The organism is Chryseobacterium sp. WG23 (assembly GCF_024586575.1).
GTDB lineage: Bacteria > Bacteroidota > Bacteroidia > Flavobacteriales > Weeksellaceae > Chryseobacterium.
The window spans coordinates 14,831-36,148 of record NZ_JALCZE010000020.1; the positions used below are offsets into that span (position 1 = coordinate 14,831).

The window sequence follows — 21,318 nt, forward strand, 5'->3', positions numbered from 1 at the left end:
ATATACATCCCCTGATCCGGAATATTCTCTCCGATCAGAGATGCTCTGTCTAAATCTTCTACACTCAGCTTCTTATAGGTTACATGGACCGTGGTCTCTGTAATACCATACATGTTGATGAGGGTTGGTGCGGAACGGTAACGTTCATACCAAGGTTTTAAGGAGGTCAGGTTTAAGGCTTCTCCTCCAAATATAACATAACGAAGACTACTTAGGTCTTCTTCGCGCTGAAGAGCGGTATCAATAAACTGATAGAAGGCGGTTGGCGTCTGGTTGAGCACCGTAAGACCTTCTTTCAGGCATAAACTGAAGAATAAATTCGTGTCTTTGGTCTGTTCTGAGGATGGTACCAATAGTTTTCCGCCATAGAAAAAGGCACCCCAGATTTCCCATACACTAAAATCAAACACATACGAATGGAATAAACTCCATACATCCCGGCCATTGAAATGATACCAGTGATCGGTGGCACTGAACAAACGGGCTACGTTTCTGTGCTCCTGCATTACGCCTTTTGGCATTCCTGTGGTTCCACTTGTGTAGATCACATAGGCAAGGTGGTCAGGACCTACCTCGGTAACCGGATTGGAGACACTGCTGTTAGCAAGGCTATTTTCCAGTTCTGCATCATTCAGCACCAGTACTGAGGTATCAATTCCGCTGCAGGCTTCCTGAACCGTGGAAGCCGCAATACCATGAGCCAGGACTATTTTTGCCCCGGTATCTTCAAGGATATGACGGATTCTTTCTACAGGATATGACGGATCCATAGGAACATAAGCTCCGCCTGCTTTTAAAACTCCCAGAATAGCCGTCAGCATATCTGCTGAACGTTCTAAGCATAATGGAACGAGGTCATCCGGCTGAAGGTCGTAAGTTTCAATAAGGTAATGAGCTAAGCGGTTTGAACGCTCATTAAGCTCACGGTAAGACATCCTTACATCCTGATATACTATGGCAATGTGATCCGGAGTTCTTTCAACCTGGGCTTCAAATAATGCCTGAATTGTAGTGTCACTCGCATAATCACTTTCTGTAGACCATAACCCTGATAACTGCGTGTGCTGGTCTTTGGTCAGATAATACAGTTGATCAGATGAAATTTCAGAATTTTCAAGAATCTGTTCTAAAACAGTATTCATTCCTCCGATCAGTTGATTAATCATCTTCTCATCGAACAAAAATCCTTCATAACTGATATTTAAGGTCACTTCTTCTCCGGTTTCATAAGCCACTATTCCTAATGGATAGTCGAGTCGTTCTACGGAACCTTTAAAAACAAATGATAATTCATTGTCTTCTCCTCCTTTTGGAGCCGGATAGTTTTCATAGACAAATAAGCTGCTGAAAATTCTGCGTCCATCATGTTGAAGGCTGGCCAGATTCACACTGCTGTGGGTATTCAGCTCACTGATTCTATGCTGAATCTCCGATATAATATCTACCACTTTACCTTCCGTATGGTTCACAATAAGAGGTAAAGTATTAATATAAAGTCCTACAGAAGATTCTATTTCATCCACCGGTAAGCTTCGTCCGGATACCGTAGTTCCTACTACCGTTGTGGATCCTCCATTGTAGATACCAAGCTGTTTATGCCATAAATACTGAAGTACAGCATTAATTGTAAATCCGTTTTCGGATGTAAATTTCTTCAGCTCCTGATACTGTTCACCTGCTATCGACATTTTTATCGAGCGGTGATCTACTATTTGTTTATACTCTGAAAGGTCAATCTGTTTTTGAGATTCTTTGATTAAGCTTCCCAAATCTTCACGATCTTCCAGAAGTCCCATATAATCTTTCCAGAAATTGCTGTTACTGTCCTTGTTTTCCTGAAGGTATTTCTGAGCTTCGGCGTATGCTTTATCCGGAACAGGTAAAAGTTCCTGTCCTTTAACCAGCTTAAGATAGGCCTCATGAATAAGCGTCAGGAATATAGGCATACTCCACCCATCAAGAATGGCATGGTGATTACTGAAGAGACAGCTATAATGGTTGTCTGAACGTTTGAAAATATAGACTCTGAAAAGACCTCCTTTAGATAGATCGTATACTTCGAAACGGTCTTTTTGAGTCATCTCTTTAACCAGGTTTTCCTGATCTTCATCGTTCATCTCACTGATATCATGATAACGCCAGTCTAGATTTCCTTTCTTGTCGATAATCTGAACGATTTCTTCACTCCAGTCAAATCTTAACCGTAAGGTAGGAAGCTGTTCCTGCGTGTATATCCATGCCTCTTTAAGCTTATTCAAATCCATTCCGGACATATAATCCCATACCAGCTGTACCCTGTAGGCATCATCCTTATCTCCTTGATTGAGTGCATGATACACAAATCCTTCCTGCAAACTGTTGGCAAGATATACTCCTTCAACAGCTCCTGACTTCTGAATAAACATCAGCTGTTCTTTCCCTACGATATTTTCTGTATCTGATGGAGTGAGCCAGCTTCTGGTTTCTGCCAGAAGTTCATCAACAGTCTGTTTTATATATTCTTTAAATCTTTCTGTCAGGAGATTGATCTGATCTTGTGACAGATATCCTGAGAGTCCAAAGCGAAGCTGACCATCTGCAATCGCTCCGTTTATACTGATCATATAGCTATCCCGGTTTTGACTTCCCATGGAACTTCCGCTATTTTCTCCGGAAATAAACCATGTTTTTTCTCCGGTACTTTCCTCCTGGTCAAGCTGTCCAAGATAGTTGAAACTAATCTTTGGAAGAGCGTGTTTTGTATAGCCAACAAGACTGCCGTAACCAATTCCGTTATTAGGAATGCTTCTCAATGATTCTTTGGTCAGAATAGCCGTGTCTTTTACATCATTACCTGTTTCCAGTAATAATGGATACATAGAAGTAAACCATCCTACAGTTTCTGTAATATCAAGATTATTGAAAACATCTTCACGACCATGCCCTTCAAGAAGGACAGCATGTCGGGATTCTCCCGTAAGATCTGAAAGAGCAGAAGCAAGGGCTGACAATAGCAAATCATTAATCTGTGTATGATAGACGTGATGTACTTCTCTGATTAATTTCTCTGTATATCCATGATCCAACATAAGATTGGCAAAATGATATTCAGAAGAAGATAATTCTGCCAGAGCATTATTAGTCTGTCCCACAGTATCCACCGTGTGATTCCAATACGTAAGTTCCTTTTCTCTGGATTCCGGGTTATCCTGTTTATATCCTTTTATGGCATCAATCCACTGACGGTAGCTGCTTCCTTTTACAGGAGTTTCCACTGTATTTCCTTTCTCAAGAGTCTGATACAAATTCTTCAGATCTTCGGTAATAATTCTCCAGCTTACCGCATCAATAATCAGGTGATGAAGAGCAAAGAAAATTCTTGCACTTCCGTCTTCATAGCCCTTACTATATCCTATCTGGAATAATGGTCCTTTTTCTATATTAAATTGTGCCTGCCATTCCGTCAATATTCCCGGAAGATCTTCTGATGGGAGTCCTGATACATCCAGATACTTGATAGCTGATATTGTTTCTATTCCATACTGCTGGGTGTAAGTTCCATTTTCTTTCGGATAATAAATCCTGAATGCATCATGTCTTTTAATGAGCAATCTCACACTCTCTTCCAGTAATTCTGTACTTAACTCAGGAACTTTAATTAAGAAGGACTGATTCCAATGGTTAAGGTCTCCCACATATCCCTGTTCTACCAAATCAAAGAACCATTCCTGAATAGGAAGGAAGGATAATTCTCCTGTCAATGTTCCCTGCTCTGTCAGAATATGGGTCTGCTCTTCTTTTTCTTTGATGTCGATCAGTTCAGAAAGTTTCAATACGGATCTTGAAGTAAAGACATCCTTAACACTTACTCTTATCTCCAGACGCTGCCGTATTCTGCTGACAAGCTGAATACTGATAATACTGTCTCCTCCTAATCTGAAGAAATCATCATTGATTCCGATTGTTCCTGCATCCAGACCCAGAACTTCTCCATAGATCTGACACAGTCTTTCCTGCAGCTCATTCTCTGGTGCTGTGTATTCTCTGCCTCCCGTAAATTCAGGCTCAGGCAGTTGTCTTCTGTCCAGTTTTCCATTAATCGTTAATGGTAAAGAGGTTAAATGGACAAACGCAGCAGGAACCATATATTCCGGTAAGGCTTCCGATAAGAAAGAGGTAAGATGACTAGTGTCTATATAAGCATCTGATACATAATACCCTACAAGGTATTTCATCCCCGCTTTATTTTCTTTAGCCAACACTACGGATTGTCTTACTTCAGCATATTCCTGGAGCCTGTTTTCGATCTCTCCCAATTCTATCCTGTACCCACGGATCTTGACCTGGAAGTCATTTCTGCCAATGTATTCTAATTCACCATCGGAAAGATAACGGACAAGGTCTCCCGTTTTATACAGGATGCCATTCTTGCCGGCTTCTTTTTCTTCCAAAGTCTGGAATGGATTCGGGATGAAACGTTCTGCGGTTAATTCTGGTCTGTTTAAATAGCCCCGTGCAATTCCGGATCCTCCCACATACAGTTCTCCTACAGCTCCGATAGGAACTGCCCGAAGATGGTTATCTAAAATATACATCCCCTGATCCGGAATATTCTCTCCGATCAGAGATGCCCTGTCTAAATCTTCTACACTCAGCTTCTTATAGGTTACATGGACCGTGGTCTCTGTAATACCATACATGTTGATGAGGGTTGGTGTGGAACGATAGCGTTCATACCAAGGTTTTAAGGAAGCCAGGTTCAAGGCTTCTCCTCCAAATATAACATAACGAAGACTGCTTAGGTCTTCTTCGCGCTGAAGAGCGGTATCGATAAACTGATAGAAGGCGGTTGGCGTCTGGTTGAGCACCGTAAGACCTTCTTTCAGGCATAAACTGAAGAATAAATTCGTGTCTTTGGTCTGTTCTGAGGATGGTACCAATAGTTTTCCTCCATAGAAAAAGGCACCCCAGATTTCCCATACACTAAAATCAAACACATAGGAATGGAATAAACTCCATACATCCCGGTCATTGAAATGATACCAGTGATCGGTGGCACTGAACAAACGTGCTACGTTTCGGTGAATCTGCATTACGCCTTTTGGCATTCCTGTGGTTCCACTTGTGTAGATCACATAAGCCAGATGGTCAGGACCTACCTGAGTAACCGGATTGGAAGCACTGCTGTTAGCAAGTTTTTTTTCCAGTTCTGAGTCATTCAGCACAAGTACTGAGGTATCAATTCCGCCGCACGCTTCCTGAACGGTGGAAGCTGCAATGCTATGAGCCAGGACTATTTTTGCCCCGGTATCTTCAAGGATATGGCGGATTCTTTCTACCGGATATGACGGATCCATAGGAACATAAGCTCCGCCTGCCTTTAAAACTCCCAGAATAGCCGTCAGCATATCTTCTGAACGTTCTAAGCATAATGGAACGAGGTCATCCGGCTGAAGGTCGTAAGTTTCAATAAGGTAATGAGCCAGACGGTTTGAACGATCATTAAGCTCACGGTAAGACAGCCTTACATCCTGATATACTATGGCAATATGATCCGGAGTCCTTTCAACCTGGGCCTCAAATAATGCCTGAATTGTAGTGTCACTCGCATAATCACTTTCTGCAGACCATAACCCTGATAACTGAGTGTATTGGTCCTGAGGAATAAGGTTTAGTTCAGATAATGTAAGATTTTCCTGCTGATTAATTCCTGCGATCTGATCAAGCATGAACAGATAGGAATTCATCATATTTTTAACTGTTTCTTTTGAATAAACAGCTTTAGCATAGTTGAACATTCCCTGTAAAGTCTCCCCTATATCATTGATCATCGTGGTAATATCAAACTTAGCCACCTGATAATCCACATTTCCGTTAAAAGGATGAAGTATCGTCGTTTCATTTTCAGATGGAGCAACCTCTTCACCAAAACTTTGAAGACCAAACATCACCTGGAAAACCGGATGACGGGAGGTGTCCTGTTCTACTCCCAGCTCTTCCACTAATTTTTCAAATGGAAGATCCTGATGAGACTGGGCCTCTGTCACCGACTGAGCCACCTGTAGAATGAAATCTTTTACCCTTTGACCCGGTTCAATGTTTTCTCTTAATGCAAGCGTATTCACAAAGAACCCGATCATATCTTCAAGTCCTACATGGTGCCGGTTGGCAATAGGACTTCCTACTATGATATCGTCCTGTCCGGAATAGGCTGAAAGCGTCAGGTAATATCCTCCCAATAATACACTGTATAAGCTTACCCCAAGGTCTTTAGAAAGGTTTTTTAACCTTAGGGTCTGCTCTGCATCCAGGCTAAAGTACAGATTTTCTCCATCATAAGATATTTGTGATGGTCTCTTGAAATCTGCTGCCAAATCAAGGTTTTGGAATCCGCTTAATTTATTTTTCCAGTAGCTGATCTGCTGGTCAAGACGTTCTCCTGTAAGATAATTACGCTGCCATAAAGCAAAGTCTTTATATTGAATTTTTAAGCCAGGAAGCTCATGCGGTCTTCCTTCTGTAATGGCATTGTAAATAGGGATTAATTCTTTTAGGAATACTTCTGTAGACCATCCGTCAAATGCAATATGGTGTATGACAACAGACAGATAGTAAGATTCTTCTAATTTAAATATATTGATATCTACCGGTAATTCTTCTTCCAAACGGAAGATTTTATTGGCTACACTGCTTACTTTTTCTTCAAGCTCCGCCATTGTCTTCACTTCATGCTGATGTATCGCCGGGATATCATCTACCACAGACTGCCATCCTATCCCGTTATCGGTAGTACGAATAACTGAACGAAGTACTTCATGACGCATTATAATAGCGTCTAGAGCTTTACACAGTATTGAAATATCCGCTTTTTCATCCAAACGGAATATCATCGGGATATTATAAGCACTGCTTCCACCTTCGTAATTTTCTATAAACCAAAGTCTTTCCTGTGCAAAAGATAGTCTTTGTTCTTCCGGAGTACTGACTTCTACAGGAGTAATCGTAATCTGCTCTCCTCTGGTGTTTTCATCTGCCAAAATATGGGAAAGAGAAGCAATTGTTTTATGACTGAAAATCATGGCTACTTCTACTCTTATATCCAGCACCTGCTTGATCTTACTGATCAGTTTTATGGCCATGATACTGTTTCCTCCTAATCTAAAGAAGTCATCATGAATACTGATATTTTCAGCATCAATCCCTAATACTTCGCCATAGATATGACATAGTTTAGTCTGTAATCCGGTTTCAGGAGCAACATAATTTTTGCTTCCTGTAAATTCAGGTTCCGGAAGTTGTTTTCTGTCCAGTTTTCCATTGATCGTTAATGGTAAGGTTGTTAAATGAACAAAAGCACTCGGGACCATATATTCCGGTAAGCTCGCGGAAAGATGTTCCGAGAGTAAATTGGAACCAATCTGAGAATCTGACACATAGTATCCTGCCAAATATTTTAAGCCTGCTTTATTTTCTTTGGCCAGAACAGCTACCTGACGGATTCCAGGATAATGAAGCAATATATTTTCGATTTCTCCAAGCTCAATTCTATATCCGCGGATCTTCACCTGGAAGTCATTTCGACCCACGTATTCAAGCTCGCCATTGGGTAACCAGCGTACTAAATCGCCGGTTTTGTATAGCCGTCCATTTTCGCCTCTTCCTTTTTGTTCTAAAGTCTGGAATGGATTTTCAAGGAAACGTTCTTTTGTTAATTCAGGCTGGTTTAAGTAGCCTCTGGCAATTCCAGCTCCTCCGATATAAAGCTCTCCTATTGCCCCTACAGGAACAGCACGATATTGGCCGTCAAGAACATATGCTGTAGTATTGGCTATAGGTCCTCCGATATTCAACGGATTACCATCTTCTTTATAGTAATGTAATGTAGCACAGACCGTTCCTTCGGTAGGTCCATATTCATTAACGAGGATAATATCATCTATATTTTTATCCAAAGCAGGGAAACTCTCTCCTCCGGCAAAAATAAGTTTCAGGTTGGTGCCATTATCTACCACTTCTCTTAATAAAACCGGTGGGATAAACGAAACTTCTATATTATTTTCTTTACTATACTCATTAAGCCCGCTTACGGATGTTCTAAGATCATTGCTGTAAAGCCATAATGTATTTCCATTACACAAGACCGGGAAGGCTTCATACACAAAAGCATCAAATACATAATTCGAGTAACATCCTACTTCCTGGAATTCTTCAAGTCGGTGAGCCTTAATCATTGATTCTATAAGGTTTATCACTCCGGAATGTTCAATCATGACTCCCTTAGGAAGTCCTGTTGTTCCACTCGTGTAAATCACATAGGCCAGATTGCCGGAATTCACTTTAGTAACAGGGTTTTTAGACTCTGCTATTTCAAGCTGTGCTTTAAGGCTAACGTTATCCAGAGATAATAGCCCTATATTTTCTAAACCATTGAGCTTTTCTGCAGCGTTTTCTTCTGTAAGAACTATTGTAGCATTCGTGTCCTGAAGGATATGTCTTATTCTGTCCGCAGGATACGACGGATCCATTGGCACATAAGCCGCTCCCGTTTTCATTACGGCGAGAATTGCAATCAACATATGCTCTGAACGATCTAAGCATAAAGGAATAATATCATCCGGTTGAGGACTGTACGTTTCGATCAGATAATTAGCCAGGCGATTTGATCTTTCGTTCAGTTCTCTGTACGAAAGTGTAACATCCTGATATACCAGCGCTGTCTGATCCGGGGTTTTCAACACCTGATTTTCAAATAACTGATGTACCGTCATTTCTGACTGATAGTCTTTATGTGTGGTATTCCACTCTTCCGTTACTTTTTTATACTGTTCCTGTGGAATAAAATGGAGTTCTGAAAGCCTGATATCTTTCTGTCCTTCCGCCTCTGCTATTTGATTCAGTAAAAATTCATAGGAATGGATCATATTACTGACGGTCTCTTTTGAGAAAACCGCTTTAGCGTAATTGAACATTCCATGTATATTTTCTCCACCATCATCGATCATGGTAGTCAGGTCAAATTTCGCAACCTGATAATCTATTTCTCCATCAAAAGGATAGAATAAAGCATCTCCGTTATTTTCAGAAGAAGCATCTCCTCCAAAGTTCTGCAATCCGAACATCACCTGGAAAACCGGATGTCTGGATGTATCCTGTTCTACTCCTAATTCTTCCACCAGTTTCTCAAATGGAAGATCCTGATGAGACTGGGCTTCTGTTACAGATTTTGATACCTGAAGAATAAAGTCTTTAAGGCTCTGCTCTGCATTTATTTTTTCTCGTAGTGCCAATGTATTGACAAAGAAACCGATGATATCTTCAAGACCGGCATGGTGACGGTTCGCAATAGGACTTCCCACTACGATATCATCCTGTCCGGAATACGCTGAAAGCATCAGATAATACCCACTCAACATTACGCTGTACAGACTTACCCCAAGTTCTTTTGAGAGGTTTTTTAATTTTTCTCCCTGTCCAGCATTCAGACTGAAGTACAGGTTTTCTCCTTCGTAAGAGATCTTAGAAGGTCTCTTGAAATCTGTAGCCAAATCCAGGTTCTGGAAATCATCAAGCTTGTCTTTCCAGTAGCCAATCTGCTGATCAAGAAGCTCCCCTGCAAGATAATTACGCTGCCATAAAGCAAAATCTTTGTACTGAAATTGTAACGCAGGCAGCTCAGAAGCATTGTCTTTATTAATCAGAGATCTGTAAATCGTTTGTATCTCTTTGAGGAATATATCAGTAGACCATCCGTCAAAAGCAATGTGATGGATTACCATCGACATATAATGCCGCTCTTTGAGCTTGAAAATATTGATCTCTACAGGAGTTTCTTCATCGAGACGGAAGATTCTGTTGGCACATTTATTTATGTGTTTGTCTAGTTCTTCTCTTGTCTCTACTGCCGTTATTTTGAATTCCGGAATAAGATCTGTAACCACCTGATATCCTGTTCCATCTTCTGTAGTCCGGATTACCGAACGAAGGATCTCATGGCGCATGATAACGGCTTCAAGAGCTTTACACAGAATTGAAACATCAGTTTTCTGATCCAGAAGTGCCGTCATTGGAATATTATACGCACTGCTTCCTCCTTCATAAGTTTCTATGAACCAAAGTCTTTCCTGGGCAAAAGATAATCTCTGTTCTTCCGGAGAATCAATGGATACAGGAGTGATAATAACCTGTTCATCAATACTATTTTCTCTCAGAACTTTTTCCAGAGAGGCCACTGTTTTATTACTGAATACCATGGCTACATCTACCTGTAACGCAAGGTTCTGTTTAATTTTGCTGATCAGTTTTATAGACATGATACTGTTTCCTCCGAGACGGAAGAAATCATCATGGATACTGATACTATCTGCATTAATACCCAGTACTTCTGCATAGATCTGACAAAGCTTTTGCTGAAGTTCATTCTCAGGAGCGGTATATTCACCCCCTCCGATAAATCCTGGTTCAGGAAGCTGTTTTCTGTCAAGTTTTCCATTGACAGTAACAGGAAGGGTTACAAGATGTACAAAAGCCACAGGTACCATATATTCAGGTAAGGTTTCTGACAGGAAGTCTGAAAGCAGATTTGAATCAATTATAGAATCAGCCACATAATATCCGACAATATATTTCAATCCGGTATTATTTTCCTTTGCAAGAACTGCTGCCTGACGAATTCCCGGATATTGAAGAAGTCTGTTTTCAATTTCACCCAATTCAATACGGTATCCTCTTATCTTCACCTGGAAGTCATTTCTGCCAATATATTCTATGTTTCCAGCCGGAAGCCAACGAACAAGATCTCCTGTTTTATAAAGTCTGGCATTCGTATTTTTTGCCTTTTGGTCTTCTGTCTGGAAAGGGTTTGTAATGAAACGTTCCTGGGTAAGTTCCGGGCGGTTTAAATACCCTCTTGTGATACCCGCTCCCCCAATGTAAAGCTCTCCCAAAGCCCCTACAGGAACCGGGGTCATATGGATATCAAGTATATAGACCTTCATATTTCCGATAGGACGGCCGATACTGTTCATACTTTGATCCGTATTAATTACAGACGTGACCGTCGTTTCCGTTGGTCCGTAGCAATTGATTAGCGTAAAATGCTTGTTTATTAATTTTGCATACAGATCGTTGGTAAGAGCCTCTCCCCCAGACGCTAATCTTGTAAGGCTTTTAACCCTGGTAATATCAATATTCTGTAATACAGAAGGGGTAAGGTTGATATAGGAAGCATTATTATCATTAAGTATTTTCAAAAATACTTCTTCATTTAAAAAAGTTTTATCTTTTATAAATAACAAAGGATTTCCATTTAAAACAGCCATTAATATCTGTTCTATGGATGGATCAAATACATAGTTAGCAAATTGATAAATAACATCTGATTCTCGCAGTTGATAGCGGGAATACACATCCTTAATCAGATTTATTATATTCCTGTGTTCCACCATCACCCCTTTTGGCATTCCTGTTGTTCCACTGGTGTAGATGACATAGACAAGGTTGCTGGAGGTAAGTTTTGTGATCGGGTTTCCGGAGTCTACATTTTTAATTGTTTTTTTGAATGCCTCTCCATCCAGGGATACAGCTTCTAAATTTTCTATATTTTGTACCCTATCCAGGGTATTCTCCTGAACTAAAACTACTTTGGCGTTCGTGTCTTCCAATATATATTTTATTCTGTCTAAAGGAGAAGACGGATCTATTGGAACATAGGCTGCTCCTGCTTTTATTACCCCTAAAATAGCAATCAACATATCCTCAGAACGTTCCAAACATAACGGAACTAAATCATCCGGCTGAAGGTCGTATCTCTTGACCAGATAATTTGCTAACCTATTTACTCTTTCATTAAGCTCACGGTAAGTTAATTTAATCTCCTGATATAGTAATGCTATATTATCAGGAGTCTTCTCAACCTGAATCTCGAATAGTTCAGGAACTGTAGATGTATTTGGATAGGAAAAGTCTGTATCATTCCACTCCTCCATTATTTTTACAGATTCATGCAATGTAATATAAGACAGGTCTTTCAGTTCGATTTCAGGATTTTCCAAAAGCTGGCTAAGGATTGTTTTCATTCCTTCGATAAGCCTTTCCATCACAGAATAATCGAAAAGATATCCTTCAAAATTCAGGGTCAGGGAAACTTCTTCTCCGCGTTCATAGGCTACTATTCCCAACGGATAATCAAGCTTCTCTACAGAGTCCATGAACACAAATCCTAACTCATTACCCTCACCTCCTTTTGGTACAGGATAGTTCTCATACACAAATAAACTGCTGAAGATCCTGCGTCCGTCATGGTGCAATGCTGCAAGGTTAATGTCACTGTGCGTATTGAGCTCACTGATCCTGTTCTGAATCTCTGTGATCTGATCCACAACCCGGCCATCTGCATGGCTCACAATCAATGGCAGTGTGTTGATATATAATCCGGCTGAAGATTCTATTCCATCAACCGGTAAGCTTCTTCCTGAGACCGTTGTCCCTACAACACTTGTTCCTAAGCCACTGTAAATACTCAGCTGCTTATGCCATAAGTATTGTAAAACAGCATTCACCGTAAAGCCTTGCTCTTTAGTGAAGGCCTTCAACGTATGGTACTGATCTCCTTCGATCTGCATTTTTATATGCTGATGATCCTGGATATGACGGTAAGTTCCTAAATCAATATGACGCTGGTCTTCTTTTACCAGGCTGCTCAAATCTTCCTGGTCTTCCAGTAAAGTCATATAGGTCTTCCAAAACTCTGCACTGTCCTCTTTGTGGGACTGAAGGTATCGCTGGGTTAAGGCATATGCAGAATCGGAAGCCAGTGAGATCTCCTTCCCTTTAAGCTGACCCAGGTAATGATCATGGATGCTATTGAGAATGACAGGCATACTCCAGCCATCCAGAATTGCATGGTGATTGCTGAATAAACAGCTGTAATGGCTAGCTCCTCTTTTGAACAGATACACCCTGAAAAGACTTCCTCGGGTAAGGTCATACACCTCAAAGCGATCCTTCTGTGTGATTTCTCCGATCAGGGTTTCCTGAGCCTCTTTACTCATTCCATTGATATCTTGGTAGCGCCAGTCTACTTCGCCTTCTTTATCGATAACCTGTACGATCTCGCCATTCCAGTCAAAACGTAGTCTCAACGACGGATATGCAGCCTGGGTACGTTTCCAGGAGTCTTTTAACTTTTCTTCATTAATTTTACTATGGTAGTCCCAGATCAACTGTACTCTGTAGGCATCATCTTTATCGCCCTGGTTCAACGCATGGTACACAAAGCCTTCCTGTAAGCTGTTCGCTAAATAAACCCCTTCAATTTCCCCTTTCTCCTGAATACCAAATAGCTGTTCCTGCTCTACAATATAGTCTATATCAGATGGAGTCAGAATGCTTTTACTTTCCTTTGAAAGCTGATCTACAATAGTTTCTATATTGGCTTTCAATCGTTCTGAAAAGCGATTAATCTCTTCTTCCTGAAGGTAGCCTGCAACACCAAATTTAAGGTGTCCGTCTACAACAGCTCCATTGATACTGATCTGATTATTATCTTTATTTCTTTTTCCAACACTCAAACCACTATCTTCGGAAGCAATCGTCCAGTTTTTGTCACCAAGCTCCTGATCCAGCTGCCCTAAGTAATTAAAGCTAACCTTAGGTAACTCACGCTCTGTATAGCCTATCAAACTACCATAGCCAATTCCGTTGTTCGGGATGATTCTCAAAGCTTCTTTGGTGGAAACAACAGTATCTCTTAGATTCTTTCCTCTCTTCAGAAGCAATGGATACATCGTGGTAAACCAACCTACGGTTTCCGTAATATCAAGATTACCTGATATTTCTTCACGACCATGACTTTCCAATAAAACAGGATGAATATCTTTTCCACTTAATTCTGAAAGAGTAACGGATAAAGCGGAAAGTAACAAATCATTGATCTGGGTATGGTATGCATGATTGGTACCTCTAATCAACGCTTGAGTCATCTCTTTGGATAATTTCAGCTCACTGTAGTGTTGATCTTTAATTATGAACTGATCCAGACCTTTGTTGTTCTTTTCTACATTATTTGCTGTTGTATTCCAGAATAAAAGTTCCTGGGCTCTGGATTCCGGGTTTTCTGTTTTATAGCTTCGCACAGCTTCCACCCATTGTCTGTAGCTTGTCCCTTTTGTATGGGCAGCAATATATTCTGTATCTCCTTTTTCAAGGGATTGGTAAATATTCTTTAAATCTTCGGTAATAATTCTCCAGCTTACGGCATCGATGATCAAATGGTGAAAGGCAAAATAAATCCTTGCGCTGTCATCCTGATAACCGCTGATATAGCCGATCTGATACAATGATCCGTTTTCAATATCAAACTGAGACTGCCACTCTGTAAATACATGAGACCGTTCTTCTGAATTTAATCCGGAAGCATCCAGATAATTGACTGAAGGAACATCTGCTTTTCCATATTGTTGAATGTATTTTCCATCTTCTCTATGATATTGAAGTCTAAGTGCGTCATGTCTTTCGATCAAGCACTTCACTGATTCTTCCAGAAGTTCTTTCTTTAGAACAGGCACATAAAGTAAGAAGGCCTGATTCCAGTGATTGAAATCTCCAAGATACCCCTGTTCTTTCTGGCTGAAGAACCAATCCTGAATTGGCAAAAGAGCAACTTCTCTTTCCAGCACTCCCTGTTCCGTCAAAATGCGGATATCCTCAGTATCTTCTTTACTTTCTATAAGTAAAGACAAAGAAACAATAGTCCGGGTAGTGAATACTTCCCTAACCGTCAGCCTGATATTTAATTGTTGTCTGATTCTTCCTACCAGCTGGATACTGATGATACTGTCTCCTCCTAAGCGGAAGAAATCATCTTCGATACTGATACTTGCAGCATCAAGACCCAAAACATCCCCATAGATCTGGCACAGTTTGACCTGAAGATCCGTTTGGGGAGCAACATAATCTTTGCTTCCTGTAAACTCAGGTTCCGGCAATTGTTTCTTATCCAGTTTTCCATTGATCGTTAATGGCAAGGCTGTTAAGTGTACAAAAGCACCTGGTACCATATATTCCGGTAAGCTCGCGGACAAATGCTCAGTAAGAAGATCGGAATCAATCTCAACATCTGATACATAATATCCTGTAAGGTATTTTAAGCCTGCTTTATTTTCTTTGGCCAATACTGCCGTCTGACGGATTCCTGGATAATGAAGTAAGGTATTTTCAATCTCTCCTAATTCAATTCTGTACCCCCGGATTTTTACCTGGAAGTCATTTCTTCCGATGTATTCCAGCTCGCCATTAGCTAACCAGCGTACTAAGTCTCCCGTTTTGTATAAGCGGCTGTTTTCGCCTCTTGCTTTTTGGGATAATGTCTGGAATGGGTTATCAAGGAAACGTTCTTCTGTTAAATCCGGGCGGTTTAAATAACCTCTGGCAATTCCGGCTCCTCCGATATAAAGCTCTCCTACAGCGCCCACTGGAACAGCCCGCATATGGCCATCCAACACATAAGTCGTCATATTCCCAATAGGACCTCCGATGTTGAGCGGGTTACCGTCTTCCTTATAATGATGCAATGTTGCACACACTGTGCCTTCGGTTGGACCATAAGCATTAATGATATCCACTCCTTCAGCCTGATAAAGAGCCATCAATTGTGGATTTGTTATATCCCCGGCTACCATAAGTTTTTCTAGTGGTAAGATATAGTCTTTCGTCAGTAGAACCGGTGGTATTGTGGCAATGCTGATGTTATTTACTGCTATATATTCCTGTAATCCTGCAATATCAGTCTGTCTCTCTTTATCCAATACATAAATACTGTGACCATGGGTAATCACAGGATAAAGTTCTGCAACATGGGCATCAAAGACGTAATTGGCATACCATAGACAGTTTTTGTAAGCCGTTCCATCAGAAATAAGATCCAGATCTTTAGCAAATTGCTTGGTCAGGTTGGAAACACCTTTATGTTCGATCATTACTCCCTTAGGAAGTCCTGTTGTTCCACTCGTGTAAATGACATAGGCAAGGTTACCTGAATTCACCTGGGTAACAGGATTACTTGAATCTGATATTTCAAGCTGTGCTTTAATATTTACCTCATCTAAAGCGATAAAATCTACCCCCACATCTCCCAGCTTTTCGGCTGTACTTTCCTGACCTAAGACAAGTTTTGCCTCAGTATCCTGAAGGATATGTTTTATTCTGTCTGCAGGATAAGAAGGATCCATCGGGACATAAGCTGCACCCGACTTCAGAACTCCTAACATTGCAATCAGCATGTTCTCAGAACGATCTAAACATAAAGGAATAATATCGTCAGGCTGAAGATTGTAAGTTTGGATAAGATAGTTGGCCAAACGATTTGCTTTCTCATTCAGGTCTTTGTAGGACAGTTTAATATCCTGATAGACTAAAGCAATATGATCTGGGGTCTTTGCAACCTGATCTTCAAACAGCCTATGAATGGTTTTTTCAGATGAATAATCAGAAACCGTATTATTCCAGTCTTCTGTTATTTTTTTATAATCATTTTCCTCTAAAAGACGAAGATCATTGATTCTGGTATTTTTAGCTTCTGCATCACTCATCCGGGCCAATTGCTCCAGAAGCCACACATAAGTATCTTTTAATTTTATAATGGTATCTCCATTGAAAAGAGATACAGCATAGTTAAACATTCCGCGGATGTTTTCTTCACCATCATCTATCATGGTGGTCAAGTCAAACTTCGCAGCCTGATAATCAATTTCTCCATCAAAAGGAGAAAATAAAGTTTCGTTATTATCAGAATTTCCTCCGAAACTCTGAATTCCAAACATCACCTGAAAGACAGGATGTCTGGAGGTATCCTGCTCTACACCCAATTCTTCCACCAGCTTCTCAAATGGAAGATCCTGATGAGACTGGGCTTCTGTTACAGATTTTGATACCTGAAGAATAAAATCTTTAAGACTCTGTTCAGGATCAATACTTTCTCTTAACGCCAATGTATTGACGAAGAATCCGATCATGTCCTCAAGACCTGGATGGTGACGGTTGGCAATTGGGCTTCCCAATACAATATCATCCTGCCCTGAATACGCAGAAAGCATCAGGTAATATCCTCCAAGCATGACACTATTCAAACTTACTCCCAAATCTTTGGAAAGTTTTCTCAGACCAGAACCAGTCTCAGAAGAAAGATTAAAGTACATACTTGCCCCTTCATAAGAAATATAGGAAGGCCTTTTATGATCTAAAGGCAGATTGAGAGATTCAAAACCGTCAAGGGTATTTTTCCAGTACTTGATCTGCTTTTCCAATATCTCTCCGGCAAGATAGTTACGCTGCCATAGCGCAAAGTCTTTGTACTGAATCTTTAAGCCTGGCAATTGAGAATCCTTATCGGCTACAAAAGCTTCATAAGCTGCCTGTATTTCTTTTAAAAATACATCTATTGACCAGCCGTCAAAAGCAATATGATGAACAACTACAGACAGGTAATAATGCTCTTTCAGCTTGAAAACATTAATATCGACAGGGAGTTCTTGCTCCAAACGGAAAATCTTGTTGGCCGATCTGTTTATATTCTCTTCCAATGCTTCCCTGGTCTCTACTTCTATAATTGTAAACTCAGGAATAAGGTCTGTAACCACCTGGTAGCCTACTCCTTTCTCAGTAGTCCGAATTACAGAACGAAGCACTTCGTGGCGCTTTACCACAGCTTCTATAGACTTTTGAAGAAAATCTAATTTTATTTTTTCTCCCAGGCTGAAAGCCATCGGAATATTATAGGCACTACTTCCTCCTTCAAAAGCTTCTATAAACCACAGTCTTTTCTGGGCAAATGACAGACGCTGCTCTTCGGGTGAAGAAAATACTATCGGTATAATAATTAACTGCTCATTCACTTTGGAGTCTGATTCCAGCACCGAGCTCAAAGATGCAATGGTTTTATGGCTGAATACGGAAGCCACCTGAATCTGAAATTCCAGCTGGTTCCTTATTTTACTGATCAACTTGATCGCCATAATACTGTTACCACCCAGCTTGAAGAAATCATCATGAATACCAATAGTATCACTATTTAATCCCAATACCTCTCCATAAATACGACATAATTTTTCCTGCAGCTCATTCTCTGGCGCTGCATATTCCATACTTGCTGTAAACTCTGGCTCAGGAAGCTGTTTTCTATCGAGTTTTCCATTTATAGTCAATGGAAGATGATCAAGATACACATAAGCATTGGGAACCATATATTCAGGCAATGATTCTGCTAAGAATTCCGAAAGCAAAGAAGATTCTATAGGAGTATCAGATACATAATATCCGGCAAGATATTTCACGCCGGCGGTATTTTCTTTGGCCAGTACAACTGCCTGGCGAATTCCGGGATACCCCAGCAATGCGGTTTCAATTTCTCCCAGCTCAATTCTATAGCCACGGATTTTCACCTGGAAGTCATTACGTCCCAGATATTCCAGGTCACCATTGGGAAGATAGCGAACAAGGTCCCCGGTTTTGTATACTCTATTATTCTTTCCTCTGATTTTCTGTACTTCCGTTTGGAAAGGATTCGAAATAAATCGCTCAGCAGTCAGTTCCGGTCTGTTCAGGTATCCGCGGGCAATTCCGTCTCCACCGATATAAAGCTCTCCTACGGCTCCTGGAGGAACCGGACGATAGAGATTATCCAGTACATAGACAGAGGTATTCCCAACAGGACGCCCAATCAAATGTACATCTCCATGATATACCTGTTTATAAGTAGCATAAATTGTAGCTTCGGTAGGTCCATAAAGATTGTAGAGGGTAGTGTGCTCAGACCAGTATTTTCCGGTTTCATAATCGCACGGTTCTCCTGCATAGAGTAATCCTTTTAGGTTCGGATATTGTATTTTTGGAAGTACGGATAGCATTACCGGCGGTAAATAAGCATAAGCTATCTGATGATCCAGAAGATAGCTGCTTATTAAATCTGCATCCTTTTTAGTAGCCTCATCTAGCAAATGCAGCTCATTTCCAAACAATAAAGTATTGAAAAATTCTGATACAGATACATCAAAAACATAGGAAGTATAAGCTGTTATTTTCTTTCCTTCACTGAATCCGTATGCATCTCTTACCTGGCTCACCACATTTACTACATTTCTGTGCTCTATCATTACTCCTTTAGGCATTCCGGTCGTTCCACTGGTGTAGATGACATAGGCTAGATTGTTTGCCCCTGTTGTGGTCACCGGATTTTTTGCATCTATTTTACCGATAAAGGTTTTGAATGTTTCCTCATCAATAGATATTCCTGTTACCTGGTCTAATCTTCTTACCTTTTCTAATGTTCTTTCCTGGGTAAGGACTATTTTTGCTCCGGTATCATCAAGAATATGTTTTATTCTGTCTGCAGGGTATGCCGGATCCATAGGTACATAAGCTGCACCTGCCTTTAAGACGGCTAAAATTGCAATCAGCATATCTTCTGAACGCTCTAAACAAAGAGGAACAAGATCATCTGATGTAAGCTTATAATTTTCAATAAGATAATGAGCAAGTTGGTTTGCTTTCTGATTCAGTTCACGATAAGAAAGCTTACTATCCTGATATACTAAAGCTATATGATCAGGTGTTTTTTCTACCTGATCTTCAAATAACTGATGTATTGTCTTTTCTTCAGGATATGCCACCCCAGCCGTATTCCATTCTCCCGTTATTTTTTGATGATCCTCTTTTGTTATAAGGGTCAGATTCTTTACAGTATTGTTTTCTGTTCTATTTACAATGTTAACAAGCTGCTTCAGGAAAAACAAGTACGAATCTATCATGCGTATAATCGTTTCTCTGCTGAAAAGAGATACCGCATAATTGAAAATTCCCTGGATATTGTCTCCATGATCATCAATCATCATGGTCAGGTCAAACTTGGCCGACTGATAGTCTATATTCCCATCAAAAGGCTGGAGAACGGCTTCATGATTTTTAAAAGAGGTTCCGCCATCAAAGCTTTGAAGCCCAAACATGACCTGAAAAACAGGGTGTCGGGACATATCCTGTTCTACTCCTAATTCTTCTACCAGTTTCTCAAAAGGAAGATCCTGATGAGACTGAGCTTCTGTAACCGACTGGGCCACCTGTAGAATAAAGTCTTCAATCGTCTGGTCAGGATTAATTTTTTCTCTTAAAGCCAGCGTGTTTACAAAGAACCCTATGATGTCCTCAAGACCCACATGGTGACGGTTTGCAACAGGGCTTCCCACTACAATATCATCCTGCCCGGAATAGGCAGATAACATCAGATAGTAGCCACTTAGCATCATACTGTATAAACTCACTCCGAGATCTTTTGAAAGATTTCTCAGTTCTGATACCAGATCTGCCGGCAGGTCAAAGTATTGTGTTGCCCCTGCATAAGAAATATGGGCGGGCCTTTTAAGATCCAGAGGAATATCCAGTGTTTGGAAACCAGCAAGCTTATTTCTCCAGTAAACGATTTGTTGATCGAGTCTTTCCCCTGTCAAATAATCTCTCTGCCATAATGCAAAGTCTTTGTATTGTATTTTTAATTCAGGGAGATCAGGATTTTTCCCTTCAGAAAGAGACTGATAAATACTGCATAATTCTCTGATAAAAATATCAGTAGACCATCCGTCAAAAGCAATATGATGAATCACAACAGACAGATAGTTGCGGTTCTCCAGATTGAAAACATTGATACTCATCGGGAGCTCTTCTTCCAGTCGGAAAACTTTATTTGCTGCATAGTTAATGGCTTCATCAAGCTCTTTTCTGGAGTTTACTTTTCTCGTATAGATAGGAGGTTCCTGGCTGGTTACAACCTGATATCCCGCTCCGTCTTTTGTGATACGAATAAGGCTTTGCAGCACTTCGTGGCGCTGAGTCAGTGTTTTAAAAGATTCCTGAAGAAGCTCAGTTTGAACATTTTCACCCAACATGAAGATCATGGGGATATTGTATGCATTGCTTCCTCCTTCATACGTTTCTATAAACCAAAGTCTTTCCTGAGCAAAAGATAAGCGTTGCTCTTCGGGTGAAGATACCAGTACAGGATTGATTACAATCTCTTCAGCCTGACTGCTTTCTCCATTGAGTACATGAGACAATGATGCGACTGTTTTATGGCTGAATACCATGGCCACATTCACCTGAACATTCATCTCTTGTTTGATCTTGCTGATCAGTTTGATCGCCATGATGCTGTTTCCTCCCAATCGGAAGAAATCATCGTGGACACTAATGTTTTCAGCGGCAAGCCCCAACACTTCACCGTAGATTCGGGATAATGTTCTCTGTAACTCATTTTCTACGGCTACATATTCTCTGTCTCCGCTGAATTCCGGTTCAGGA

General features: G+C 40.6%; 1 protein-coding gene (running past one end of the window). It reads right to left on the reverse strand.

All coding sequences use genetic code 11. The features are described from left to right. Positions 1 to 21,318 carry part of the coding region annotated (locus MP477_RS22490) for a non-ribosomal peptide synthase/polyketide synthase (RefSeq protein WP_257192255.1) on the reverse strand (this coding region is incomplete at both ends). 14,830 nt of the annotated region lie to the left of the window's left edge, so 21,318 of the 36,148 annotated nt are shown.